The following is a 25,533-nucleotide window of genomic DNA, read 5'->3' as shown; positions in this document are numbered from 1 at the left end:
CAATCCTCAAGTCAGTGCCCACAGCCTATAACTATCGCCATCCAACGACTACTGCCACAGGAGGCAGCATGAGCAAGCAGGCCCTGATCATCATCGACATCCAGAACGACTACTTCCCTGGCGGCAAATGGACCCTCGAGGGTGCCGACAAGGCCGCCGACAACGCCGCACGCCTGTTGGCCGCGGCGCGCCAGAAAGGCGACCTGGTGGTGCACGTACGGCATGAATTCGAAAGCACCGATGCGCCATTCTTCGCCCCGGGGACCGAGGGCTCGGCCATTCATTCCAAGGTCGCACCCGAAGAGGGCGAACCGGTGGTACTCAAGCACAAGGTCAACGCGTTTCTCGGCACCGACCTGAAGCAGACGCTGGACCAGCATCAGGTCAAGGCCGTGACCATCGTCGGCAGCATGAGCCACATGTGCATCGACGCCGCCTCCCGTGCGGCCGCCGACTTTGGCTATGACGTCACCGTGGCCCACGATGCCTGCGCCACCCTGCCGCTGGCGTTCGACGGCAAGCAGGTACCGGCCGCCCAAGTGCACGATTCGACCATGGCTGCGCTGGCGTTCGCCTATGCCAAGGTGGTGAAGACCGACGAACTGCTCAAGGGCTGACCCTGGCGCCGCTCAGATCACCACATTGCGCACGAAGCGCACGGGCACTGCGCCATCATTGCGGTAGGCATAACGGCAGTTGCTGGGGAACACATGGAACTGCCCGACCTGCAGGCAGTGCTCGGCGCCCTCGATGATCAGCGTCAATTGGCCTTCGGCCACGTAGATCTGTTCACGCCAGCCCTCGGCATCGGCTTCGCTGGCGTAGCGCTCGCCAGGCGCGAGGGTCCATTCCCAGATTTCCACTTCGCGCCGGGCGCTGCTGCTGGCCAGCAGCACCGCCTTGCTCTGCGGGTGCTCGCCAGTCCAGGCCAGCTCGTCGATGCGGCTGGGGTCGCGCTGATCCGGGGCCTGGATCAGGGTGCTGAAGGCCACTCCAAGGGCTTCGGCAATCAGGTCGAGGGTGGTCAGGCTGACATTCTTCTCGCCCGCCTCGATCGCCACCAGCATCCGCCGACTGACCCCGGAACGTTCGGCCAGGGTGCTCTGGCTCATCCCGGCTGCATTGCGCAGGCTACGGACATTGAGACTGACATGTTGCAGCACCGATGCCCGGTGCGCGGAATCTTTGTGCACTATATTGCTCACTTTTACCCGTTGCGCAGTATACTGCCCACTTTGCGGCGATTGTGCGCCGCCCCCTCCGAGTGTGCAAGACCATGAGCCAAGCGACCAGCAGTCCACAGACCACGGTATCTTTTCGCCTGAGCAAGGCGGAGATGGTGCTGGTGTTCATCACCATGCTGTGGGGCGGCACCTTCCTGCTGGTGCACAACGTCATGACCGTGAGCGGCCCGATGTTCTTCGTCGGCCTGCGCTTCGCCGCAGCGGCGCTGTTCGTGGGCCTGGCCTCGGCGCGTGCTTTGTCTGGCCTGACCTTCACCGAACTGAAAGCCGGCGTGCTGATCGGGGTGTCCATCATGCTGGGCTACGGCCTGCAGACCATGGGCCTGCAAACCATCAGCAGCAGCCAGTCGGCGTTCATCACCGCGCTCTATGTCCCGTTCGTGCCACTGCTGCAATGGCTGGTGCTGGGGCGCCGGCCAGGGCTGATGCCGAGCATCGGTATCTGCCTGGCGTTCGTCGGCCTGATGCTGCTGGCCGGGCCCGAGGGCGGCGCGCTGCATTTCAGCGAAGGCGAAGTGGTCACCCTGGTGAGCGCCGTGGCCATCGCCGCCGAGATCATCCTGATCAGCCGTTTTGCCGGCCAGGTCGATGTGCGCCGGGTCACCGTGGTGCAGCTGGCGACCGCTTCGCTGCTGGCCTTCCTGATGATCGTCCCGACCCAGGAGCGCCTGCCCGACTTTTCCTGGTTGCTGTTGCTCAGCGCGCTGGGCCTGGGCGCCATGAGCGCGGTGATCCAGGTGGCAATGAACTGGGCACAGAAGTCGGTCTCGCCGACCCGCGCCACGCTGATCTACGCAGGTGAACCGGTATGGGCGGGTATCGTCGGGCGCATCGCTGGCGAACGCCTGCCCGGTATCGCGCTGGTCGGCGGGTTGCTGATCGTCATCGCGGTGGTAGTCAGCGAACTGAAGCTACGCCGCAACCGTGAAACCAGCCAAGCCCTCGACGCGCCAGCCGCTCGCGAACAGGAAGCCGGCCTGTAAAGCGCCCGGCAACGTCTATGCTCTGTAAAAAACTGTTATAAAAAAACAGCTTGTCACAGCGCTTTTGTACGATTCTGCGACAGCTTGCGTGTTGGTGATCAACGGCCCGGCACGTATGATCCTTGCGAACCTTTCCAGAATAGAACGCTATGTCCTTGATAGTGCTACTGCTTCTGCCGTTCGTGGGCAGTTGCCTGGCAGCTGCGCTGCCGCACAACGCACGTAACGCCGAGTCCATCCTTGCCGGGCTCGTGGCCTTGGTCGGCACCGTCCAGGTAGCACTGCTGTACCCTCAGATTGCCGATGGCGGCGTGATCCGCGAAGAACTGCTGTGGCTGCCCAGCCTGGGCCTGAACCTGGTCCTGCGCATGGACGGTTTCGCCTGGCTGTTCTCATTGCTGGTTCTGGGCATCGGCACGCTGGTGTCGCTGTATGCGCGCTACTACATGTCGCCACAGGACCCGGTGCCGCGCTTCTTCGCCTTCTTCCTGGCATTCATGGGTGCCATGCTCGGCCTGGTGATCTCCGGCAACCTGATCCAGCTGGTGTTCTTCTGGGAACTGACCAGCCTGTTCTCGTTCCTGCTCATCGGTTACTGGCACCACCGCGCCGATGCCCGCCGCGGCGCCTACATGGCCCTGATGGTGACGGGGGCCGGGGGCCTGTGCCTGCTGGTCGGGGCCCTGCTGCTCGGCCATGTGGTCGGCAGCTACGACCTGGACAAGGTCCTGGCTGCCGGCGAAACCATCCGCCAGCACGCATTGTACCCGGTGCTGCTCCCTCTTATCCTGATCGGCGCACTGAGCAAGAGTGCGCAATTCCCCTTCCAGTTCTGGCTGCCCCATGCCATGGCGGCCCCCACTCCGGTTTCCGCCTATCTGCACTCGGCGACCATGGTCAAGGCCGGCGTGTTCCTGCTGGCGCGCCTCTGGCCGGTGCTGTCGGGCAGTGACGAATGGTTCTGGATCGTCGGCGGCGCGGGCGCCGTGACCCTGTTGCTGGGCGCCTTCGCGGCAATGTTCCAGAACGACCTCAAGGGCCTGCTTGCCTACTCGACCATCAGCCACCTCGGCCTGATCACCTTGCTGCTGGGCCTCAACAGCCCGCTGGCCGCAGTCGCCGCGGTGTTCCACATTCTCAACCACGCCACCTTCAAGGCCTCGCTGTTCATGGCCGCCGGCATCATCGACCATGAAAGCGGCACCCGTGACATCCGCCGCCTGAGCGGCCTGATACGCCTGGTGCCCTACACCGCGACCCTGGCCATGGTGGCCAGCGCCTCGATGGCTGGCGTGCCGTTGATGAACGGTTTCCTGTCCAAGGAAATGTTCTTTGCCGAAACCGTGTTCATCTCCTCCACTGCCTGGGTCGAAGCCGCACTGCCGGTGATCGCCACCCTCGCCGGAACCTTCAGCGTCGCCTACGCCTTGCGCTTCACCGTCGACGTGTTCTTCGGGCCCAAGGCCGAGGACCTGCCACACACGCCGCACGAGCCACCACGCTGGATGCGCGCGCCGGTCGAACTGCTGGTGCTGACCTGCCTGGTGGTGGGCATCTTCCCGGCGCAGTCGGTCGGCCCGCTGCTGGCCGCCGCTGCACAGCCGGTAGTGGGCGGCACGCTGCCGGAGTACAGCCTGGCCATCTGGCATGGCTGGAATGCGCCACTGATCATGAGCCTGGTGGCCATGAGCGGCGGTATCGTCCTCTACCTGCTGCTGCGCAACCAGCTGCGCCGTGGACGCTTCCCGTATCCGCCGCTGATCGAGCGTTTCAATGGCAAGCGCCTGTTCGAACACGGCCAGGTCCGGCTGATGCTGCTGGCGCGACGCGTCGAGCGGTTGCTGACCAGCCGCCGTCTGCAGTCGCAACTTTTCATGCTGGTGCTGGCGGCCTTCATTGCCGGCCTCACGCCGATGCTGTACAGCGGCCTGAGCTGGGGCGAGCGGCCGAAAATCCCCGGTTCCGGCGTGTTCGTCGCGCTGTGGCTGATCGCGATCGCCTGCGCCATCGGCGCCGCCTACCAGGCCAAGTACCACCGCCTGGCAGCATTGATCATGGTCAGCGTCTGCGGCCTGATGACCTGCATCACGTTCGTCTGGTTCTCCGCCCCGGACCTGGCCCTGACCCAGCTGGTGGTCGAGGTGGTTACCACGGTACTGATCCTGCTCGGCCTGCGCTGGCTGCCGCGGCGTATCGAAGGCGTCTCGCCGCTGCCCGGCAGCCTCGACCGCGCCCGCGCCCGGCGCCTGCGCGACCTGCTGCTGGCGGTGCTGGTCGGCGCCGGCATGGCGGTGCTGTCGTACGCCATGCTGACCCGGCCGACGCCCAACGACATCTCGTCGTTCTACCTCAGCCGCGCCCTGCCGCAAGGCGGCGGCACCAACGTGGTCAACGTGATGCTGGTGGACTTCCGTGGTTTCGATACCCTCGGCGAGATCACCGTGCTGGTGGCCGTGGCGCTGACCGTATTCGCCCTGCTGCGGCGCTTCCGCCCGCCGAAGGAGAGCATGCAGTTGCCAGCCCAGCAGCGTCAGTTGGCGCCGGATGTGGTCACCGACCTGATCAACCCGCGGCATGCCGCCGACACGGCCCTGGGCTTCATGATGGTGCCCGCCGTGCTGGTACGCCTGCTGCTGCCAATCGCCCTGCTGGTGTCGATGTACCTGTTCATGCGCGGCCATAACCAGCCGGGCGGCGGTTTCGTTGCCGGCCTGGTGATGTCGGTGGCGTTCATCCTTCAGTACATGGTGGCCGGCACCCAGTGGGTCGAAGCACAGATGAGCCTGCGGCCACTGCGCTGGATGGGTACCGGGCTGCTCTGCGCGACCTTGACCGGGGTCGGCGCCATGCTGCTCGGCTACCCGTTCCTCACCACCCATACCGCTCACCTGCACCTGCCGCTGCTCGGCGACGTGCACGTGGCCAGCGCGCTGTTCTTCGACATCGGCGTGTTCACCGTGGTGGTCGGCTCGACCCTGCTGATCCTCACCGCCCTCGCGCACCAGTCGGTGCGGGCCTACCGCCCGGGCAACCCGTCGAAGTCCAGCCAAGCAGGAGCCGCCTGATGGAAGAAGTCATTGCAGTCGCCATCGGTGTACTGGCCGCCTCGGGGGTGTGGCTGATCCTGCGCCCGCGCACCTACCAGGTGATCATGGGCCTGTGCCTGCTGTCGTACGGGGTCAACCTGTTCATCTTCAGCATGGGCAGCCTGTTCATCGGCAAGGAGCCGATCATCAAGGACGGCGTGACCCAGGACCTGCTGCACTACACCGACCCGCTGCCGCAGGCGCTGGTGCTCACTGCCATCGTCATCAGCTTTGCCATGACCGCACTGTTCCTGGTGGTACTGCTGGCATCGCGCGGCCTGACCGGCACCGACCATGTGGACGGCCGGGAGCGTGACGAATGAGCGGCATGAGTCAACTGATCGTCGCCCCTATCCTGCTACCGCTGCTGACGGCGGCAGTGATGCTGTTGCTGGGCGAAAAACACCGTCAGGTCAAGGCCCGCCTGAACCTGCTTTCGACCTTTGCCGGGCTGGCCATCGCCGTCAGCCTGTTACTGTGGGTGCGCACCCAGGGGCAGGCGGAATCGATCGGTGTCTACCTGCCTGGCAACTGGCCTGCGCCCTTTGGCATCGTGCTGGTGGTGGATCACCTGTCAGCGCTGCTGCTGACCCTGACTGGCGTCATCGGCATCAGCGCCCTCTTGTTCGCCCGCGCCCGCTGGGATGGCGCCGGCGCCAGCTTCCATGCGCTGTTCCAGATCCAGCTGATGGGCCTGTACGGCGCCTTCCTGACCGCCGACCTGTTCAACCTGTTCGTGTTCTTCGAGGTGTTGCTGGCCGCCTCCTACGGCCTGCTGCTGCACGGCTCGGGCCGCGCACGGGTGCGAGCCGGGCTGCATTACATCGCCATCAACCTGTTCGCCTCCTCGCTGTTCCTGATTGGCGCAGCGATGCTGTATGGCGTAACCGGCACCCTCAACATGGCCGACCTGGCCCTGAAGATCCCGCTGGTGCCAGAAGCCGACCGCGGCCTGCTGCACGCGGGCGCAGCGATCCTGGCCATGGCCTTCCTGGTCAAGGCCGGCATCTGGCCACTGAACTTCTGGCTGGTGCCTGCCTACGCCTCGGCCAGTGCGCCGGTTGCCGCGCTGTTCGCCATCATGACCAAGGTTGGCCTTTACGCCGTACTGCGCCTGTGGACCCTGCTGTTCTCCGGGCAGGCCGGTGCGTCGGCGCATTTCGGCGGCCAATGGCTGGTCTACGGGGGGCTGGTCACCCTGGCCGTGGCGGCGGTGTCGATACTGGCCGCGCAACGCCTGGAGCGCATGGCCGCGCTGAGCATCCTGGTTTCCGCCGGCACCCTGCTCGGCGCGGTCGGTTTCGCCCAGCCAGCACTCACTGGCGCGGCGCTGTTCTACCTGGTCAACTCGACCCTGGCGCTGTGCGCGCTGTTCCTGCTCGCCGAACTGGTGGAGCGCTCGCGCTCGGCCAACGAAGCGCCGCTGGATGAAGAAGAAGACGCCATGCCTTCACCGCTCGAGTCGCTGCACCCGCCCAAAGGCATCAACCTCGACGACGAGCAGAAGGTGGTCATCGGCCAGATCATCCCCTGGACCATGGCGTTCCTCGGCCTGAGCTTCATCGCCTGCGCCCTGCTGATCATCGGCATGCCGCCGCTATCCGGATTCGTCAGCAAGCTCAACCTGATCAGCGCGCTGTTCAATCCACAGGGGCTGGGCATGCCAGCGGAGCAACCCCTGTCGGCGGCGGGCTGGGTGCTGGTAGCCTTGCTGATCCTCTCGGGCATGGCCTCGCTGATCGCCTTCGGCCGGGTCGGCATCCAGCGCTTCTGGAAGCCCGAGGAGCGCCCCTCACCTGTACTGCGCCGCTATGAGTGCCTGCCAATCGTGGTCCTGCTCGGCCTGTGCATCATCCTCAGCTTCAGGGCCGAGCCGCTGCTGCGCTACACCCAGGACACCGCCGCCAGCCTGCAGGCACCAGACACCTACATCGAAGCCGTGATGGCCGCCCGCCCCGTCCCTGGCCCGACCACACTCGACGTACAGGTGCAGCCATGAGCCGACTGTTCCCCGCACCGCTGCTGTCGGCCGCATTGTTCGTGCTGTGGCTGCTGTTGAACCTCTCGGTCAGCCCCGGCAATCTGTTGCTGGGCGCAGCACTGGGCGTGCTGGCCCCGCTGCTGATGGCACCGCTGCGCCCGCAACATGCGCACGTGCGCAAGCCGTGGGTGGTGGCAAGGCTGATTGGCCGGGTCGGCATCGATGTCGTCCACTCCAACCTGCTGGTGGCCATCGGCGTGCTGCGCGCCGGGCAACGCCCGCCCCGTTCCGCCTTCGTGCACATTCCACTGGACCTGCGCGACGCCCACGGCCTGGCGGCACTGTCGATGATCACCACCGTGGTACCCGGCACCGTGTGGTCGGAACTGGCCCTGGACCGCAGCGTACTGCTGCTGCATGTGTTCGATCTGAGCGACGAAGCGGCCTTCATCGAGCACTTCAAGCGCACCTACGAACGCCCATTGATGGAGATCTTCGAATGACAGGCCTGCTCGCCAACGCAGTCCTCGCCAGCCTGTTCATCTTCGCCCTGGCCATGGGCCTGGCGTTGATCCGGCTATTTCGCGGCCCCTCCGCCCAGGACCGGGTGCTGGCGCTGGACTATCTGTACATCCTGGCCATGCTGACGATGCTGGTGCTGGGGATCCGCTATGCCAGCGACACCTACTTCGAGGGCGCATTGCTGATTGCCCTGTTCGGCTTTGTCGGATCGTTCGCCCTGGCCAAGTTCCTGCTGCGTGGCGAGGTGATCGAATGACCGAAACCCTTGAACTGCCGTTCTGGCTGGAACTGGTCACTGCCGCGCTGCTGCTGATCGGCAGCCTCTTCGCCCTGATCGGCGCCATTGGCCTGCTGCGCCTGAAAGACTACTTCCAGCGCATGCACCCACCGGCGCTGGCGTCGACGATCGGTGCCTGGTGCGTGGCACTGGCGTCGATCATCTACTTCTCCTGGCTCAAGGATCGCCCCGTGCTGCACGCCTGGCTGATCCCGATCCTGCTGTCGATCACCGTACCGGTCACCACACTGCTGCTGGCTCGGGCGGCGCTGTTCCGCAAGCGCATGTCGAAAGAGGCTGTACCTGAAGAAGTGAGCAGCGGCCGCGATCACGGCCACTGAACGGCTGGCCTCAGCCTTGAGCCAGGCGCTGCAACTCGCGCCGGACCATGGCGGCATAGGGTGGCGGGCTCAGCTGATACAGCTGGGCCGCTACCCAGCTCAGCCAGCCCCCAGCCATCACCTCACGCTGCGCCAACAGGCGCTGAGCCTCAGCCAGGGCTTGCGCCTGGTACTGCCGATGAAACTCGGCACGCGTACCCGGCGCTTCGTCACTCGTGTTCATTCACTGGCCTTGAAGGTGGTCAGCTCGCCCTTGCGCCACTTGGCGACCTTGCCGGTCACCGCCTTGAGCAACTTGCCCAGGCCTTCCTGAACCTGCTGCTGCGCGGCGAACACCAGCATCACGCCCTGGCCTTCGCGGAACACGATGCCCTCGCCTTCCGGCACCGAAACAAACGCGTAGTCGCCCACACCGTAGACGTTCAGCTTGATTTCGCGAAAGCGCATTTCCAGTTTGCCACCTTCGCGGCTAGGCAACACGGCGGCGCGGAAGTGATCACCGACCTTCAGTTCCAGGCGCTGCTTGTCATCGACCACCAAGGCACTTTCGGTGTCGATCTCGGCCATGTACAGGCCTTCGGGGTTCTGTTCGGTGACATAGATGAAACGGCCCTGAAACAGCTTGGCCAACTTACCGCGCAAATCGCCCAGGGCAAACAAGGCGTGGGTATCCAGTGTACTGACTGCCAATGAAGTAATCCTCAAACCGGTGACATCCGCCCTCACTCGGAGTCGGTGAGGCGCGGCCATTTCAATTCGATAGGCGAAAAGAATAATAAAGTGATGCACGAAACGTCTGTGCCTGCTGACGATGCAGCACGCAGGAAACTTTACTCTGGCTTGCCAGATATGGCCTCTAAGCAGGCTTTCGGCATATTCCCCGTCAGGGAAGCGTAATGTCTGACAACAAACCCGCCAGAAAAGATGCAATAGATAACTGCAAGCCCCTCGGCAGAACGGGCTCAGGTATCCATCAGCGTATTACCGGGGAATGAATATGCACGAAAACACTGAAATCCGTCGAGAGGTAAAGAACATTTCTTACCTCACATGCGCCAGCAACAGGCCACGCTATGTGGTCATCCCTGCCGGTATCGAGTTCTTCCACGTTACCGAAAGCGCCACGGGCAGGGTCAAGGGTTTTCGCCGCCTGCACCGCGATGCCTGCGCACTGGCCCGCAGCCTGGAAGCCTGAAACCGCTCAGGCCGCGTGGCCTTCTTGCATGAGCTGCAACCAGGCGGCCTGGCATTCCATGGCCTCCCCACGGGTGGCGAATGCTGTACCTCGGCGCTCGCCATTGACCAGGACCACCCAACATACCCGCTTGCCCAACGCCTGCAGGCTGGCTGGCACACCTGAACCGATCATGACCGCTACATCGACTCGGCTGTTCATCATTCCCTCCGGCACTTAGATAGCACCCTAACGATAAGGTCATGATACGCCCAGCCAATGCCGTGTAACAGCGCATCCTGGTACAAGCAGTGTTACGCCTTGAGCAATAAATGCCGCAAGGCCCTTCAGGCAGCAAACGCAAAAAGCCCCAAGGATTGCTCCATGGGGCTTTGCACACTGCGCCGGGTCAGACCTGGCGCTGGTGGCGGTCGAGCTGCTCGTGGCGCTCCTGGGCCTCGATGCAGTACTTGGTGGTCGGGCTGATCAGCAGACGTTTGAGGCCAATCGGCTCACCGCTGTCATCGCACCAGCCGAAGCTCTCGTCGGAGATGCGGTCCAGGGCCATTTCCAGTTGCGGCAGCAAGCGCTGGTCGCGGTCGATGGCATTGACCAGCCAGCTACGCTCTTCTTCGACCGACGCCACGTCGGCAGGATCCGACGGGGTATCCAGGCCTTCGATGGTGGCACGGCTCAGCTCGATGCGTTCATGGGTTTCGACTTTCATCGCCTGCAGCAGGCCAGCGAAGAAAGCCAGCTGGTCAGCGTTCATGTAGTCATCGGCCGACATGGCCAGCAACTGTTCCTTGGTCATCGATTTCTCTATGAAAAAATGTGCATTTGGGCGATTCAGGTGCCGCCGGCGCCTTGGCATCGGCAGCGGAATTCTTCAAGCGCCAACCGGCACTCTTTTACAGGGGGCGGCAGTCTAAGGCGCCAAGCCGCCATGAGCAACAGCAATCACCGGGGAAATTACCCCAAAGGGCTGGAATCTGCTCGCCGGCACCCTGAGGCACAGCACGTAACAGATGCCCCGCGGGTGTCAACGGGCTAATACAGCCACCCGGATCAAATGTCGCCTGATGACTGTTTCCAGCAGATGAGCGACAGATCATGACCGACACCCTCGTCCAGCGCCTGGCGCTGCACACCAATCTCGACTGCCAGGTGGCCCGCCGCTTCGCAAAACGCCCCACGCTGCTTGACACAGCCACCTCCATGGTGCGGTCACGATGGCGGCAACACGGGCTGAGCGCGACTCTGGAGCCAGCCAGTCTCAATCTGGTCAGTTGGGTGCCATGGCACGGCACGGTGTGGATCCGGCCATTGGCGCAAGCGGTGGTTGAAGCCTACTGCAGCAAACTCACCCTGCATCTTACTGAAGGCGATGATTATCTCACCCATCATCATCAGCCTGACCCCGCCTGGGCCCTGACTGTCGAACTTTCCGCGGTAGAGCAACTGATCAATCAGGTCGCCCCGTGCCTGATCGATGAGCACCTGCAGCAACTGATCGCCTACTGGGACCAGCCCGATGAAAGCGGGCAATCGCCCTGGAACTGGTATGCGGGTTACCTGCGACGAGTATTCGGGCAATCCATCGACAGCCACTATCAGACAGGTAGCCTGCCCTCGCTGGCCCTGGGCACCGCTCGGCTGCTGCACGATTATCCAAAAGCCGCCTCGCGGCAAGCCTGGAGCAACACGGCGATGCTGGCGGTCAGTGAACTGAGCATCGATTGCTCGAGCGACGGCAAGCTGGATGTCGACCTGGCCAGCGCCCTGCTCATCGAGCGCGCCGACAGCCAGCCGACAGCCGCCATCACGCTGCTGTACACGCTGACGGGCAGGCTCCTCGATTTCAGCTCCCGCCAGGCGCTGCTGGAAGACATAGGCATCCGCTGGCCTGCAGCAGCTCGTAACGCGCCGCGCAGGGTCACCCTCCAGCCGTCCACGGGGGATGCGTTCGAGCACCAGTCGCGGGGCATGCTGGCGCAACAACTTCGAGCGATCCAGCACGTCGGCAAGCAGTCCACCCCAGTACCGGACCCGATTGCCCTGACCCTGCTGGTCGATCAACTCAGCGCCATGTTCGACCAATGCGATGACCTTGAAACCGCCCGTCGCGCCTCGCTCAACGAGCGCCTGCCCGACTGGCTGCGTAACGCCGACAGCCCTGTTTTGCTGCATTACAGCAATCTGCTGGCCGACATCGCTGAAGGGTATGACCGGGCGCAGGGCCAGTTCTGGCTGGACGGCATCGACAACGCTGAAGACTTTGCCAACCATCGACTTTCAACACGCATGCAGCACGATCACCCCGACAGCGCGCCTGAGCCCAGCCAGGTGAAGGTGATCAACCACCAGGTCACCGCCACTGCCGTGCCCGGGCAAGGCGGAGTGATCCAGGCCGGTGAAATCACGCCTGTCACCTTCAGCCTGGCCCAGCTGGCCATTGGCAACCTGGGCTTGCTCAAGCCGGGCAAAGTCACCCTCACTCGCGACGGCGGCGCGCTCCCGGCCTGGCTGAGCGAAAGCTACCTGCGCACGATCATCACAGAACTCGACATCGGCAGCGCGTACCCGGCCATGCTCCGCCAGAAAATGCTCGACGATCCGCTTCAACGACAGGAGCGCGTGCAATTGCTGACCCGGCAACTCCGTTCCCAGCTGCCCGCGCAAGCGTTGGAAATGCACCTGAGGGGTCAGGACATCGACAAGGATGCTGCCGAACGCATTGCCCTGGCGCTCAACCCGCAACTGGCGACCGGCTCGCCACGCTGGGTGATCCGGCCACTGGGCTTCATCAGCTCGCCAGGAGCAACCGCTGATCACCCGCACAACACCTGGTTGATCGAAGCAGAGACCCCCGCGCGGTTACCGTGCCTTCTGTACCGGCCGCTGCATACCCCCACGCTCCTGCAATTCGCCGACCGCCTGGCGCTGTTCGTCGCGCTCGGCACGCCGGGCGAACTGCAGACCGACATGCTGCAGCGGCTGGCGCCGGACGTGCGGAAAATCTACGCCCACGGTGGATTCCTCGAACCGCATCTGTTCCACCCGCTGGATGACACCAGCCAGATCCCGCTGAGCACCCCCGCCCCTGTCCAGCTGACCATCGAACCCGCCTCGACCGACCCCGGCGCGGCGATCTACCAGGCGTGCGTGGAAGAAACCATCGACCGCTTCCGCCAGCATGCAGCGACCAGCGAGCAAACCCGGGTGCTGAGCTGGGGAAAACTCGGCTGGCTGTTGCTCAACTCAGTGCTCCCCGTGGCCGGCAAGCTGGTCAACACTATCGCCTGGCTGGCGCAGATGGAGGTGGCACTGGCGGCATACGTCGAATCTGCCGACGAGCAGAACCCGACCGAGCATCGCATGGCGTTGGTGAACCTGTTGGTCAATATCGCCATGTTGCTGTTTTCCCACGCGCTGTTTCGGGAACGCCTGGAACTGCTGCCAGAACCACCCGCCGAACCAGGCGGACAGACTCCGCCAGCCTCTGCCGCCGCTTCGATGCCGCAAACCAGCATTACGCCAGCGCAGCCCGAGCTTCTGGATTTCAGCTGGGCATCCGCCAGGCGCAAGCTCTCGGCCAGCCAACGGCAACAACTGAAGTCCCTGCAGGCCGTCGTAGCGGTATCGCAGTTGCACAGCCCCGCGCCGAGCGGGCCGCTGGGCGGGCTGTACCTGCACGAAAACCGCTTGCATGCCGTCATCGACGGACAGCCCTTCGAGGTGACGGCAGATTCGGACACCGACCAGATTCGCATCATCGGCCCCGACCGCACGCCTGGCCCCTGGCTCAAGCGCGACCAGAACGGCAGCTGGCAGCTGGACCTGGGCTTGCGCCTGCAGGGCGGCATGCCCCTGGGCAAACGTATTCAGCAAACCCGGGAAGCCAACCGCCAGGCCCTGCAAGAGGTGACGGCGCGTATCGGGGCGACCAGCAGTCGCGCCCACGCGCAAACCGACGCGCTGGCGGCCGAAGTGGCAAAAATGGATACCGCCGACCCCGCCACCCTGAAAGCTTCGCTGGCCCGGGTGCAAGCCTTGGCCCAGTTCTGGGAGCAGTATCTCGACGACTTCGAACGACTGGATACACTCACTGGCGGAACCCGTGACTTCAAGCTCAACCGTGCCAAGCTGCTGTATCAGGCCGGCATGGCGCGGCAAACCATGCTCAGCGCGCTGCATGAGCTCTACCAAGGGCAACGGGAGCAATTACTCAAGCTTGCGCACAAGCAGACACTGGGGGAGTCACTCAGCGATGCGGACAGCAGGATCGCCGGGCAACGCCTGAGCGAACTGGCGCCGTTGCTCGATCAGCTGATGGACACCACCCGTATCCTCGGCCAACATCAGGCCCGGCTGCAGCAGTCCAGTAGCCGTAGCCAACCCGACATCAACCGATGGTACGAGTCGATCACGCAACTCAAGGTTACCCGTGAGCAGCCCGTGGCGCTGCGGTTCCTGCATGTCGAGACGCTGATCAATCGCCTGACATTCGTGCATGCGCTGGGTGAAGAGGGCCTGTACTGGCTGGAACGCCTGTGGAACGGAATCCAGCTGGTGATGGGCCAGCGCGTTCAGTTCCTGACCACCGACATCGCCAGTGACGAGGCCAAGGTCCGTTTGCTGCAAGGCCTGGGCGAAAAGCTGGCCAGCGTGCGCCGGCAACTGCAGAACCTTGACGCTACCCAGGCCGACACGGCGACCAAACGCACCCTCGCCGAGCTGGCCAATGACCTGGATGACATCGACAATGGCGTCAAGGCCGATCTCGATGAGCTGCCTTCCTACCCGCCCACCGTGACCGTGGCGCAATTGCGCCGGCAATTGCCAGGCCTGATCGAAACCCAGGAACATGGCCTTCTGCTAGGTGAACCACGCAAGAACGATGCTTCGATTGTCGATGTCACCGGGCCAGACGAGCATGTGCCCAGCCGGGCCTACCGCCTGGAAGATGGCAACTGGGTAGAGATTGCCCATCAAAGCGAACCGCGCCCTGCCACCGCCGGCAAGTCGCTCAAACGCCTGCTCAAGGAAAGCAGCGCGCTGATGCGCAGGGCCGATGAACGCCTGCAAAAGCTTGAAGCGCACACCAGCGGCACGTTCCTGCCGGTGGAAATCGAGGAGCAGGTCAACCAGCAGCGTGAGGAACTGCTGGGGCAGATCAACGCCATCGAAGCCCGCCTGACCGCTGCAAACCAGACCGACGCGGCACCTCGCGAAGAGGACGCCGCCTTCGTGATGCAGGCCTTGTACCAGCAGAGCGAGCGGCTCAGCCAGGCGGCGCCTCGCCTGCGAACCCGCGCCGCCCTGGCGCAGTTGCCGCGCATGGGCGATGTGCAGTACCTGATTGAACACGACCAGGTGCAGGTCAGCGCAACACCCGGCCGCACACGCCTGGCCAAGGTCAAGGGCCGCCCTGCCGACTTCATGGACGAATACGCCATCAGCCATGACGGTGAAGTGCTGTGGTATGCCCACTTCCACTACCCGGCACTGGAGACGCCCAAGGCGGGTTTCATCGTGGGTCACCTCAAGACTGCAGCGCAGCGCTACCTGACCAGCAACGATCCGGGTAGCGTCTACCGCGCTGGCATCACACCTGCGGCGGCGCAGCGGTTCTTCTTCAACGCGCAGTGAAGGAACGGGCACTGCCACGCGCAGTGCCCGCTGTTCTTCAGCAGTCCTTGAACTGCGCCTCGCGCTTGGCAATGAAGGCGGCCATGCCTTCTTTCTGGTCTTCGGTGGCGAACGCGGCATGGAACACCCGGCGTTCGAAACGCACACCTTCACTGAGGGTGACCTCGAAGGCACGGTTGACGCTTTCCTTGACCATCATGCTGACCGGGATCGACTTGCTGGCGATGGTCGCCGCCACTTTCAGCGCCTCTTCCAGCAGCTCGGCCTGCGGCACGATGCGCGCCACCAGGCCTGCGCGCTCGGCCTCTTCTGCACCCATCAGGCGCCCGGTCAGGCACAGCTCCATGGCCTTGGCCTTGCCCACCGCCCGCGTCAGGCGCTGGGTGCCGCCCATGCCCGGCAGCACGCCCAGGTTGATTTCCGGCTGGCCGAACCTGGCATTGTCGGCAGCGAGGATGAAGTCGCACATCATCGCCAGTTCACAGCCACCGCCCAGGGCGAAGCCAGACACCGCAGCGATGATCGGTTTACGGCGATTGGCTATGCGGTCCGAGTCGCTGAACAGGTCATCGACGTAGATCTGCGGGTATTGCAGTTCGGCCATTTCCTTGATGTCGGCACCTGCGGCAAAGGCCTTGGCTGAACCGGTCAGCACCACGCAGCCGATGTTCGGGTCACGCTCGAGCTGGTCCAGGGCCTGGTTGATCTCGCCGACGATCTGCGCGTTCAGCGCGTTCAGCGCCTGGGGGCGGTTCAAGGTGATCAGGCCGACCTTGCCGTGGATGTCCAACAGGATGGTTTCGAATGCCATGCAGTCTGCTCCTTCAAAGATTGCGCGCAATGACCATGCGCTGAATGTCGCTGGTGCCTTCGTAGATCTGGCAGACCCGAACGTCGCGGTAGATCCGCTCCAGCGGGAAGTCGCTCAGATAGCCATATCCGCCCAGGGTCTGCAAGGCATCCGAACAGACCTTTTCGGCCATTTCCGAGGCAAAAAGCTTGGCCATGGACGCTTCCACCAGCGCCGGGCGCCCGGCATCACGCAGTGCGGCGGCGTGCAGCACCATCTGCCGGGCCACGGCAATTTTCGTCGCCATGTCGGCCAGGCGGAAGGCCACGGCCTGGTGCTCGATCAGCGGCTTGCCAAAACTCTGCCGCTCGTTGGCGTAGTCGCGCGCCACTTCGAACGCCGCGCGGGCCATGCCGACTGCCTGCGAAGCAATGCCGATGCGACCGCCTTCAAGGTTGGCCAGGGCGATCTTGTAGCCCTCGCCTTCCGCGCCCAGGCGGTTGGCCACCGGTACGCGCACATTGTCGAAGATGATCTGGCAGGTGTCGGAGGCGTGCTGGCCGAGCTTGTCCTCGACCCTGGCCACCTGGTAGCCCGGTGTGTCGGTGGGCACGATGAAGGCGCTGATGCCCCGCTTGCCCGCCTGTGGGTCGGTCACGGCGAAGACGATCACCACGCCGGCATTCTGCCCGGAGGTGATGAATTGCTTGCTGCCATCGAGCACGTAGTGGTCACCGTCAAGCCGCGCGCGGGCTTTCAGGCTGCTGGCGTCGGAACCGGCCTGCGGTTCGGTGAGGGCGAAGGCCCCCAGCATCGAGCCCATGGCCAGCGGCGTGAGGAACTGCTCTTTCTGCTGCTCGGTGCCAAAACGCAGGATCGGCACGCAACCCACCGAGTTGTGCACGCTCATGATGGTCGAGCAGGCACCGTCACCCGCCGCGATCTCCTCCAGCGCCATGGCGTAGGCCACGTAACCGGTGTCACTGCCGCCCCATTGCTCCGGCACCAGCATGCCGAACAGGCCAAGCTCGGCCATTTCCTCGATGGCCTCCTTCGGAAAGCGGTGCTCCTTGTCCCATTGCTCGGCAAAGGGTTTGAGGCGCTCCTGGGCAAAGGCGCGGACCGCATCGGCGATCTGTTGTTGCTCTTCAGTTACCAGCATGGTTCACCTCAATACAGGCATTCGACAGCCATGGCCGTGGCCTCGCCACCGCCGATGCAGATGGCCGCCACACCGCGACGCAGGTTGTTCTGGCGCAGGGCCGACAGCAGGGTTACCAGGATGCGTGCGCCCGAGGCGCCGATCGGGTGGCCCAGGGCGCAGGCGCCACCATGGATGTTGACCTTGTCGTGCGGCAGGTCGAGGTGCTTCATGGCGGCAAGGGTGACCACGGCAAAGGCTTCGTTGATCTCGAACAGGTCGACTTCGCCCAGGCTCCAGCCCGTACGCTTCATCAGCTTGTCGATGGCGCCGATCGGCGCGGTCGGGAACAGTGCCGGGGTGTCGGCGAAGGCGGCGTGGCCGTGGATCACCGCCAGCGGCTTGAGGCCGCGCTTGTCGGCTTCGGAGCGACGCATCAGTACCAGCGCGGCGGCACCGTCGGAAATCGAACTGGCGTTGGCGGCGGTCACCGTGCCCCCTTCGCGGAAGGCCGGCTTGAGCTGAGGGATCTTGTCCAGGCGTGCCTTGGGCGGCTGTTCGTCATCCTTGATGACGCGCTTCTCTTTGCCCTCGGTGACCTCGACCGGCACGATCTCGGCGGCAAAGCGGCCGCTCTTGATCGCGTCCTGGGCGCGGGTCAGCGAGGCGATGGCGAACTGGTCCTGGGCTTCGCGGCTGAAGCCATCGGCCTGGGCGCAGTCTTCGGCGAAGGTGCCCATCAGGCGGCCCTTGTCGTAGGCGTCTTCCAGGCCGTCCATGAACATGTGGTCGATGATCTTGCCGTGACCCATGCGGTAGCCGCCACGGGCCTTGTCCAGCAGGTACGGTGCGTTGGTCATGCTCTCCATGCCACCGGCCACCACCACATCGGCCGTGCCGGCCAGCAGCAGGTCATGGGCCATGATCGCCGCCTGCATGCCCGAACCACACATCTTGTTCAGCGTGGTGCAGGTGGTGTGCCTGTCCAGCCCGGCACCGAGTGCCGCCTGGCGCGCCGGTGCCTGGCCGAGGCCTGCGGGTAGCACGCAGCCGAACAGCACCTGCTCGACACTGGCGGCGTCGATGCCGGCGCGCTCGACGGCACCACGGATGGCAGCGCTGCCCAGCTGCGGCGCGGTCAGGCTCTTGAGGTCACCCTGCAGGCCGCCCATGGGCGTGCGCACGGCGCTGACGATAACGATCGGGTCATTGGCGAGGGTCATGTGCGTTCTCCTTACTTGGCAGCCATGCGCAGTGCGCCGTCGAGGCGGATCACCTCGCCGTTGAGCATGCTGTTCTCGATGATGTGGCGGGCCAGGGCGGCGTATTCCTGCGGGCGACCCAGGCGCGGCGGGAACGGCACGCCCGCCGACAGCGAAGCGCGTACCTCCTCGGTCATGCCGGCCATCATTGGCGTTTCGAAGATACCCGGGGCGATGGTCATCACGCGGATACCGAAACGCGCCAGCTCGCGGGCGGCCGGCAAGGTCAGGCTGGCGATGGCGCCCTTGGAGGCTGCGTAGGCGGCTTGGCCGATCTGGCCATCATAGGCGGCGATCGAGGCCGTATTGATGATCACGCCACGCTCGCCGCCGTCATCGGCCAGCCCTTCAGCCATGGCCGCGGCAGCCAGGCGCAGCAGGTTGAAACTACCGACCAGGTTGACGTTGATGACCTTGGCGAAACTGGCCAGGCCATGCGGCCCCTGTTTGCCGAGCACTTTTTCGGCGCCGACGATGCCGGCGCAATTGACCAGCCCGTGCAGGCTACCAAAGGCGCTGACAGCTGCATCCACCGCCGCCTGAGCGGCCTGTTCGTCACTGATGTCGGCCACCGCGAAGCGGGCGTTGTCACCCAGTTCGCGTGCCTTGGCCTCGACGGCCTGGGCATTGAGGTCGACCAGCATGACCTTGGCGCCGGCCTCGACCAGCATCTGCGCGGTGGCCGCGCCCAGGCCAGAGGCCGCGCCGCTGACGATGAAGTGTTTGTTGGCTATCTGCATGATCGTGTTCCTTGTCAGGCGCTGGCAGGGGTGGCCTGTTGCGCGCGTTGTTTGGCGACTTCCTGGTTGCGCAGGATGAAGCGTTGCAGCTTGCCGCTCGGGGTTTTGGGCAGCTCGCTGACGAATTCGATTTCCCGGGGGTAGGCATGGGCGTACAGGCGCTGGCGCACGTGCTGGCGCAGGGTTTCTTGCAGTTCGTTACTGCCTTGGTAACCGCTGGCCAGCACCACGAACGCCTTGATCAGTTCGGTGCGCTCCGGGTCCGGCTTGCCGATCACGGCGGCTTCGATCACCGCCGGGTGCTCGATCAGCGCGCTCTCCACGTCGAATGGGCCGACGCGGTAGCCGGAGGTGGTGATCACGTCGTCACTGCGGCCGACGAAGCTGATGCTGCCGTCCGGGTTCAATTCAACGGTGTCGCCGCTGAGGTAGTACTTGCCGACGAAGGCCTTGGTCGGCAGGCCGTGGTAGCCGCCGAACCAGCACAGCGGCGACTGCTCGCGGTCGACCGCGAGAATGCCCGGCTGGCCGGCGGGCAGTTCGTTGCCCTGCTCGTCCAGCACCACGATGCGGTGGCCGGGGATGGCGAAGCCGGCAGACCCCACATGTACCGGGTGCTGCAGGCCATGATGGTTGCACAGCACCATGCCCAGTTCGGTCTGGCCATAGTGGTCGTGAATGGTGACGCCCAGTTCATCGGCGAACCAGCGGATCACTTCCGGGTTGAGCGGCTCGCCGGCACTGCTGACGACACGCAGGCGGCCTTTGATCGGCGCCGAAAAGTCATCACCGGCAGCGATCAGCAGGCGGTACGCGGTGGGCGAGCCTGCCAGGTTGGTGATGCCCAGTTGGTCGATCACCCGTGCACAGCTTTCGACGCTGAACGGGCCGTCGTAGAAGGTGGTGGCATGGCCCAGCGACAATGGGCCGGTGACAGCGTAGTACAGGCCGTAGGCCCAGCCCGGGTCGGCCAGGTTCCAGAACTGGTCGTCAGGGCGCAGGTCGATGGCATCGCGCATGTAGCCCTGGAAGGCGACGATGGCACGCAGCGGCACTTCCAGCGGTTTGGCCGGGCCGGTGGTGCCGGACGTGAACATCAACAGGAAGGGGTCATTGCCAGTGCGCATGACCGGCTCGCAATCGGCCGAGGCCAGCGCCAGGCATTGCTGGAAATCCAGCTCACCGCTGCGGGCCTTCACGGTGATGATCGTCGGGCAGGCGTGCACTTCGTCCAGCTTGGCGCGGTTGTGGCTATCGGTGACCACGACCCGGGCGCGGGATTGTTCCAGCCGATGCTCGATGGCCTTGGGGCCGAAGGCGGTGAACAGTGGCTGGTACACCGCACCAAGGCGCCAGGTGGCCAGGATGGTCACCAGCAGTTCGGGCGTGCGCGGCATCAGCCCGGCAACCCGGTCGCCGGCGCCCACGCCCTGCGCCCTGAGCACGTTGGCAAAACGGGCTGCCTGCGCCTTGAGCTGGTCGAAGCTGTAGTCGCACGGGTTGCCCTCGCGGTCTACATGCACCAGTGCCAACTTGCCGGCACCGGCATGGCGGTCGCAGCATTCGACACAGGCATTGAGGGCATCGAGGTCGCCATGCAACGCTGCTGTGGCGGCCTGGGCATGGTCGAACGCTCGAGCGGCCTCGGCGTAATCGCGCATCGTCGGACTCCTGATTTGTTGTTTTTGGAGTTGAACAATCGGTCCGACGATGTTCGCGCCACCCGGGCGTGGCGACAATGGCCAAAGCTGTCAATCTGGATGACCGGTTTGGCCGCAGGCCACGAGCGCTACACCGGGGTTTCGATTGCTTCGCGGGTCAGTTTCAAGGCCAGGGTGGCCAACGCCTGCTCGCGCTCCTTGCGCAGGTTGGTAGCCTGGCGCAGGTACTCCTGATGCCCCAATGCCGCTTCGCTGGCAACGCTCGATTCCCATTGGGCTTCAACGGCTTGCCAGCTTTGCTGGAACCGCTCATCGATGGCGTCGAATGCTTCAGGGTGCAGTTCGCGCAACGCGGCCACCCAGAACTCACGTTCACTGATGAAGACAACCCGTTCCTCGGTCGCTTCGGCGCTCAGTACCTGCTGATAGGCTTTGTCCAGATCCGCCTGGGTAACGCCGGCCAATGTGCCGAACAACATGTGCCTTGGCTGCCCCAACAGGTTGAGGCGCTCGGCCAGGCCGGTGCGGTAGGCCAGGCTCACTTCCACCTCCTCTTCGTCACGGGTCCCCCGCCACTGACCGTTTCCGTAGCGCTCATCCATCACCGCCCGCGCCAGGGCATTGACCTTTTCCAGGCGGAACAGGCGCTGGGCAAGCTGCAATCGCTCGCTGCTGGTGGCTGCGGGTGCACCGTTGTGGGTGAATTGCGACACGTGCATCTGCACTTCAAGGTTGCTGAAACAGTGCGCCACACTGTCGGCACAGGTACGCGGATCAGCGGCGATGTCGAAGAGGTCCTGACGAATGCGCTCGTCCCCGGCGGCTGCGCCGACGACCTGCCAGACCCGCTCTGCAGTGGCCTGCGCAGCAGCCCTGAAGTCGGCACTCTCGACCAGTTCGTCGAGCAAGCCGAAGAATGCGTCGCTACCGGGTGTGGCGCGCAGCGTGTCCCACTGCGCGCTGCGGGCCGCGTATTCAGTTGCATCGAGCGTGGCCAGCCACCTGCTGCCGGACAAGGCAGGTTCGGCATCCTCGATGGGCGTCAGGCGATGCCGGGACAATTGAGCGCTCAGCGTCGCAGCAACCGGGTTGCCGGAGAGGACCATCACCTGGCGACGTTGCACCGGGGAGTTCAACAGTATGGGAGGAAAGGCTTCGATCTGGTTGTTGCGCAGATCGACGAGCGTGAGCTGTTGGCAGCGCTCGAGTCCTTCAGGCATCGCTTGCAAGCCGGCGCTTCGTACAACCAGCGCGTGCAAGTCGGCCAGCTGCCCAACCCGCAAGGTAACAGCACCGATCGGGTTGTCACTCAGGTTCAGGTGGCGCAACTCAGTCAGACCAGCCAGCACATCAGCCTGTGCCTGGGTCAGGCGAAGTCGATTGCCAGCCAGGTTCAGCTCGCGCAGATCGGTTAGGCGCTCCAGGCCCTGTGGCAATGCATGAAGTTCATTGAATCTCAAGTCCAGGCTCCGCAGGGAGGCGAAATTTTCAAGGAAGCCGGACGGCACCACCGTCAATCTCAGGTTGACCAGGGTCAAACGCGTCACATGAGAGAAATCGGTGCCCGCAGGGATGTCGGGCAGGTCCCCTAACGGTGAAGCAGCAAGGGTCAGGCGCGTGCTCCAGCGCGCCTCCGTTTCGCCATGCGCGCCTTCCACGTCTTCCACGATCCGTGGCCCCTCCAGCCGCCAGGCTCGGCGAATTTCGTCGCTGGCCAGTGTGCGCAGCCGCCATTGCTCGGCAGAGCCCTGCCTGGCCCAGGCTCTCAAGCTGCGGTCCAGCGCGTCATACTCCATTTCCTGACGCAGCAAGGTGGTAAAGGGGGACGACCTGCGCAGGAGCAGGAAGTGTATGAACCGCTCCACCTGAGCCTCGCTGAAGCCCGGATAAAGGCTGCGCACCCGGCGCCGCAAAATGGTCCCAGGTGAATCCAGGCATGACAGCACAGGGCCCAGAGGGTAACCCACGCGGCCATCGTCCAGCCGCTGAATGGAGGCGCCCAGCGGCCTGGCTTCGCGCCAGCCCAGCAATGCCAGCAGGCCCTCACGATCCTGTGGCAACAAGGCCTGCATCCTTGTTCTGATGTGGCCGGCCAGGTTCTCACCGCTCCCGCCCAGGCGCGCTAGCACAGTGTTCGATAGCGTAGCCGCCAGTACCTCGAACAACCCCTGCGGCTCGGCCACCTCAAGATCGCTGGCCAGGCCTCTTTCGTCATACAGTTGAAAACTGCCGTCTTTCCATACCAGGTCGAGGGTCTGCGGTGCATCGCCAAAAGCCGGCAACAACCGCGCTTGTACCGCTCCGCTGGCGCTGCGCTCACGCAGCACCAGATTGATCTGCCCTGCACTCAAACCCTGGCGCCGAAGCAGGGCAAACACCAGGCGCACCATGTCTGGGCCATAGCTGCCGCGCAGGTACAACGCCTCGCGCATTCGCACCTGGCGCGCTTCCAGCAGCAGGACCCGCGCCTGCTGGGCCAGCGCCAGCGGCAAGCGGATGTCCTCGACCATGCGCTGGCGCATTTGCGGCGAAGCGGCCTTGAGCAAGTCCAGTGCATAGGCTTTCGGCAGGCCCGGGAAGTCGCGCCGGATCACGGCAAGTGCCGGATCGTCTGGCAGCCCGGCGTCGGCGAAGTGGTCAAGCATGGGTTGGCGCAAGCGTTGTGCGGCATCGCTTATCGCAGCGAGCTGTGCGTCTGGCGCCTGCTCGTGCAGCCATAACCTGTCGAGGCACCAGGTCAGCCGCTCGGCGTACTTCTGCCCCGCGCCTGACGGTTGGAAAAATGCTTCATTCTCGGCCTGCACCTCGAAACGTCGCAGAGTGTCTCGTAGCCCGACCGGTAGCCGCCGGCTCTCCACCAGCAGCTGCCGCAGTTGCGCCTCGTCCACGCCAGCCACTAGCAGAATCTGCTCGACCTGTTCGGCAGTCAGGCTCCTCGCAGCCGGCCACAAGCTGGTCAGCAACCTGGAGCTGCCTTGCCATTCCAGCGGCCGGTCGTACCGCAACCACCAGCCACGCTCGCCGTTGCCTCGCAGTCTTGGGCCGAAGCGTTCAACACCACCCTGGTGCAACAGTCGCCAGGTGCCATCACTGTCCTGGCGCACAGCGTAAAAAACCCCCTGATTGTGCCACCAGAGCTGATCATCGCCAGAGAACAAGCCGTCGTGCCGCTCGGTCAGGGAAATGTCGGATGCCGCGGTGCGATAAGGCGTCAGATCATTCAGCCAGAGCCGCTGCAAGCCCGACTCGGTAGTCACAGGTTCCAGGGTGTCGACGAAGGCACTGCGCAGGGCATGTACCCCGAATGTGGCAGTGCCTAGCAGCACGGCAGATTCAGCAAGGCCTACCAGATGCTCCAGCGCCTCGTGCTGATGCCCATGGGCCCAGTGCTCGGCGCCGTCATACACCTGGCTCAGCAACTGCCGGGCAAGGTCCCCCAGCAGCACGGCATTGATGGCGGGCACGAACAGCCCGGCAAGGTCAAGCAAGCTCAGCCCTACGCCTTCCAGCGCAGCGAGGCGCTCAGCGCTGGCGCGGCGGTCCACGTCGGCCGTGGGCACTGCAAGAAAGCGAGCGTCCTCCCTGATACGCCGGGTGTGTCGCCTGGCCATGGCGGTGAAGACATCATCCTTTTCCGCTAGCCAGGACGGTTGCAGATCCGGTTCATCGTCGCCCATGCGCTTGCCTAGCAACGCCAGGAAACCAGCCCGCTCATGCAATGCGATGCGCTGGGTGAATGCGCTTTTGAACACCTGACCACGCATGTTCCGCACCAGCGCACTGTTGAGCGCATCCCAGTCCGCGAAACGCCGCAACGGCCGCTCATGGTCATCAGGCAAGTAAATGATCACACCCTTGACTCTGCGCAGTGGACCAACCGGGAAATCACCCTGGCGACGCGGCGGCTCGATCAGCTCGAAGGCCATGGCGCCGTCGACCTGGCAGTCGAGAACCCGCAACGCCCTGGCAGCACCCACCCAACCCTGGGCATGCCGGGCGCTCTTGCCCTGGATGAGCAGGCGAAGCATGTTCAGATCGCTGCTGTGGAGCTGCTTTCGCAATGCGGCGACTTCCACCACCAGCGCCAGACGGGTGCGCAGATCGTTAGCCAGGGCCGTGGAAAGCTCCGCAGTCAGCACCTTGTCAAGATGCTGCAGATACGCGCCGCCAACATCGGTCTCACGACTCAGGCTGACGAGGTCATCGATCTGGCTGCTCAGCACCTGTGCCGATGAGCCTTCGGCTGGCTGCTGCTTGATGACCGCCGTCCCTTCGAAAAACGACTCGCCATCCGTAAAGTTTTGCAAGAGTGTCTGCAGCAGCGGCTGGTAGACCAGCACTTGCTCATAATCAGGGGGCAACACGCCCAAACCCGGGTCAAAAGGCCGCGGGTTGAGGCGAAGGCGCTCTTCACGCCACACCACGGTATCCAGGTCCAGCGGCATCTGCAGTTTCGCTTCGATGGCAGGGCCCAGTCGCGCTTTGGCGAAGCGGTCCAGAGGCTGCAGGTGCTTCAGCAGTGCTGTCAGCGTGGTGCGGCTCGCCAGGTGATTGGCCACTGCTGCACGCAGCGCCTTGATCGGCACCGCCCCAGCACTCTTAAGCCAATCAGGCAGTATCTCGACGATGAAATCGTTGACCGGGTGGGCGAGCTTGGGGTGTTCACTCAGTTGAGGCAT

At 64.2% G+C, this 25,533-nt stretch carries 21 protein-coding genes; 10 read left to right on the top strand and 11 right to left on the bottom strand.

Annotated features, from left to right (window positions below):
• The first annotated feature begins 68 nt into the window (after positions 1–68).
• Positions 69–617, top strand: coding sequence for a cysteine hydrolase family protein (locus CAF78_RS26395; RefSeq protein ID WP_085673038.1), 549 nt, complete (start codon positions 69–71; stop codon positions 615–617).
• Between the two features lie 12 nt (positions 618–629).
• Here CAF78_RS26395 and CAF78_RS26390 read toward each other — a convergent pair whose 3' ends face one another.
• Positions 630–1,193: a helix-turn-helix domain-containing protein gene (locus CAF78_RS26390; protein ID WP_085673036.1), complete on the bottom strand. Its 564-nt coding sequence runs from the start codon at positions 1,191–1,193 to the stop codon at positions 630–632.
• Positions 1,194–1,276: 83 nt separating this feature from the next.
• On the opposite strand from CAF78_RS26390, the gene CAF78_RS26385 reads away from it, so the two are divergent.
• From CAF78_RS26385 to CAF78_RS26355, 7 genes are all read left to right on the top strand, one after another.
• A complete protein-coding gene (locus CAF78_RS26385) occupies positions 1,277–2,227 on the top strand; it encodes a DMT family transporter (protein WP_085673034.1) in 951 nt (316 codons plus the stop codon).
• Positions 2,228–2,376: 149 nt separating this feature from the next.
• Positions 2,377–5,292 (top strand): monovalent cation/H+ antiporter subunit A, encoded by a 2,916-nt coding sequence (locus tag CAF78_RS26380; RefSeq protein ID WP_085673032.1) that lies wholly within the window; start codon positions 2,377–2,379, stop codon positions 5,290–5,292.
• A complete protein-coding gene (locus CAF78_RS26375; RefSeq protein ID WP_003250128.1) occupies positions 5,292–5,636 on the top strand; it encodes a Na+/H+ antiporter subunit C in 345 nt (114 codons plus the stop codon). Before CAF78_RS26380 ends, CAF78_RS26375 begins: the two co-directional genes overlap by 1 nt.
• Entirely contained in the window at positions 5,633–7,312 is a 1,680-nt protein-coding gene (locus tag CAF78_RS26370) for a monovalent cation/H+ antiporter subunit D (RefSeq protein ID WP_085673030.1), read from the top strand. The genes CAF78_RS26375 and CAF78_RS26370 overlap by 4 nt, the downstream gene beginning before the upstream one ends.
• On the top strand, positions 7,309–7,797 hold the full coding sequence (locus CAF78_RS26365; RefSeq protein WP_085673028.1) for a Na+/H+ antiporter subunit E: 489 nt from the start codon (positions 7,309–7,311) through the stop codon (positions 7,795–7,797). The genes CAF78_RS26370 and CAF78_RS26365 overlap by 4 nt, the downstream gene beginning before the upstream one ends.
• Positions 7,794–8,072, top strand: a complete 279-nt coding sequence (locus CAF78_RS26360; protein ID WP_003250109.1) for a K+/H+ antiporter subunit F — start codon at positions 7,794–7,796, stop codon at positions 8,070–8,072. The genes CAF78_RS26365 and CAF78_RS26360 overlap by 4 nt, the downstream gene beginning before the upstream one ends.
• On the top strand, positions 8,069–8,434 hold the full coding sequence (locus CAF78_RS26355; protein WP_085673026.1) for a Na+/H+ antiporter subunit G: 366 nt from the start codon (positions 8,069–8,071) through the stop codon (positions 8,432–8,434). Before CAF78_RS26360 ends, CAF78_RS26355 begins: the two co-directional genes overlap by 4 nt.
• 10 nt (positions 8,435–8,444) lie before the next feature.
• On the opposite strand, the gene CAF78_RS26350 is transcribed toward CAF78_RS26355, so the two are convergent.
• Positions 8,445–8,657 (bottom strand): hypothetical protein, encoded by a 213-nt coding sequence (locus tag CAF78_RS26350; RefSeq protein ID WP_085673024.1) that lies wholly within the window; start codon positions 8,655–8,657, stop codon positions 8,445–8,447.
• On the bottom strand, positions 8,654–9,124 hold the full coding sequence (locus tag CAF78_RS26345) for a hypothetical protein (RefSeq protein ID WP_085673022.1): 471 nt from the start codon (positions 9,122–9,124) through the stop codon (positions 8,654–8,656). The genes CAF78_RS26350 and CAF78_RS26345 overlap by 4 nt, the downstream gene beginning before the upstream one ends.
• A gap of 307 nt (positions 9,125–9,431) precedes the next feature.
• Between CAF78_RS26345 and CAF78_RS26340 the strand changes: the two genes are divergently transcribed.
• Entirely contained in the window at positions 9,432–9,629 is a 198-nt protein-coding gene (locus CAF78_RS26340) for a hypothetical protein (RefSeq protein ID WP_085673020.1), read from the top strand.
• A 6-nt stretch (positions 9,630–9,635) separates the two neighbouring features.
• Here CAF78_RS26340 and CAF78_RS26335 read toward each other — a convergent pair whose 3' ends face one another.
• Both CAF78_RS26335 and CAF78_RS26330 read right to left on the bottom strand, forming a co-directional pair.
• A complete protein-coding gene (locus tag CAF78_RS26335; protein ID WP_085673018.1) occupies positions 9,636–9,830 on the bottom strand; it encodes a hypothetical protein in 195 nt (64 codons plus the stop codon).
• Between the two features lie 187 nt (positions 9,831–10,017).
• On the bottom strand, positions 10,018–10,422 hold the full coding sequence (locus CAF78_RS26330) for a TraR/DksA C4-type zinc finger protein (RefSeq protein ID WP_027919101.1): 405 nt from the start codon (positions 10,420–10,422) through the stop codon (positions 10,018–10,020).
• A gap of 299 nt (positions 10,423–10,721) precedes the next feature.
• Here CAF78_RS26330 and CAF78_RS26325 point away from each other — a divergent pair, with 299 nt between their 5' ends.
• On the top strand, positions 10,722–15,260 hold the full coding sequence (locus tag CAF78_RS26325) for a hypothetical protein (protein ID WP_085673016.1): 4,539 nt from the start codon (positions 10,722–10,724) through the stop codon (positions 15,258–15,260).
• A gap of 37 nt (positions 15,261–15,297) precedes the next feature.
• Here CAF78_RS26325 and CAF78_RS26320 read toward each other — a convergent pair whose 3' ends face one another.
• From CAF78_RS26320 to CAF78_RS26295, 6 genes are all read right to left on the bottom strand, one after another.
• Positions 15,298–16,071, bottom strand: coding sequence for an enoyl-CoA hydratase (locus CAF78_RS26320; protein WP_085673014.1), 774 nt, complete (start codon positions 16,069–16,071; stop codon positions 15,298–15,300).
• A 13-nt stretch (positions 16,072–16,084) separates the two neighbouring features.
• Positions 16,085–17,212, bottom strand: coding sequence for an acyl-CoA dehydrogenase (locus CAF78_RS26315; RefSeq protein WP_085673012.1), 1,128 nt, complete (start codon positions 17,210–17,212; stop codon positions 16,085–16,087).
• Between the two features lie 8 nt (positions 17,213–17,220).
• Complete coding sequence (locus CAF78_RS26310; protein WP_085673010.1) at positions 17,221–18,414, bottom strand: acetyl-CoA C-acyltransferase; 1,194 nt, start codon at positions 18,412–18,414, stop codon at positions 17,221–17,223.
• 11 nt (positions 18,415–18,425) lie between these two features.
• Complete coding sequence (locus CAF78_RS26305) at positions 18,426–19,193, bottom strand: SDR family NAD(P)-dependent oxidoreductase (protein ID WP_085673008.1); 768 nt, start codon at positions 19,191–19,193, stop codon at positions 18,426–18,428.
• A gap of 14 nt (positions 19,194–19,207) precedes the next feature.
• Positions 19,208–20,854 (bottom strand): acyl-CoA synthetase, encoded by a 1,647-nt coding sequence (locus CAF78_RS26300; RefSeq protein WP_085673006.1) that lies wholly within the window; start codon positions 20,852–20,854, stop codon positions 19,208–19,210.
• Between the two features lie 128 nt (positions 20,855–20,982).
• Positions 20,983–25,533, bottom strand: a complete 4,551-nt coding sequence (locus tag CAF78_RS26295; protein WP_085673004.1) for an NEL-type E3 ubiquitin ligase domain-containing protein — start codon at positions 25,531–25,533, stop codon at positions 20,983–20,985.

The sequence above is a fragment of the Pseudomonas sp. R28(2017) genome (assembly GCF_002112505.1).
Taxonomy (GTDB): Bacteria; Pseudomonadota; Gammaproteobacteria; order Pseudomonadales; family Pseudomonadaceae; genus Aquipseudomonas.
The sequence above is the reverse complement of the archived record's forward strand: the minus strand, read 5'-3'. Positions and strand labels throughout refer to the sequence as shown.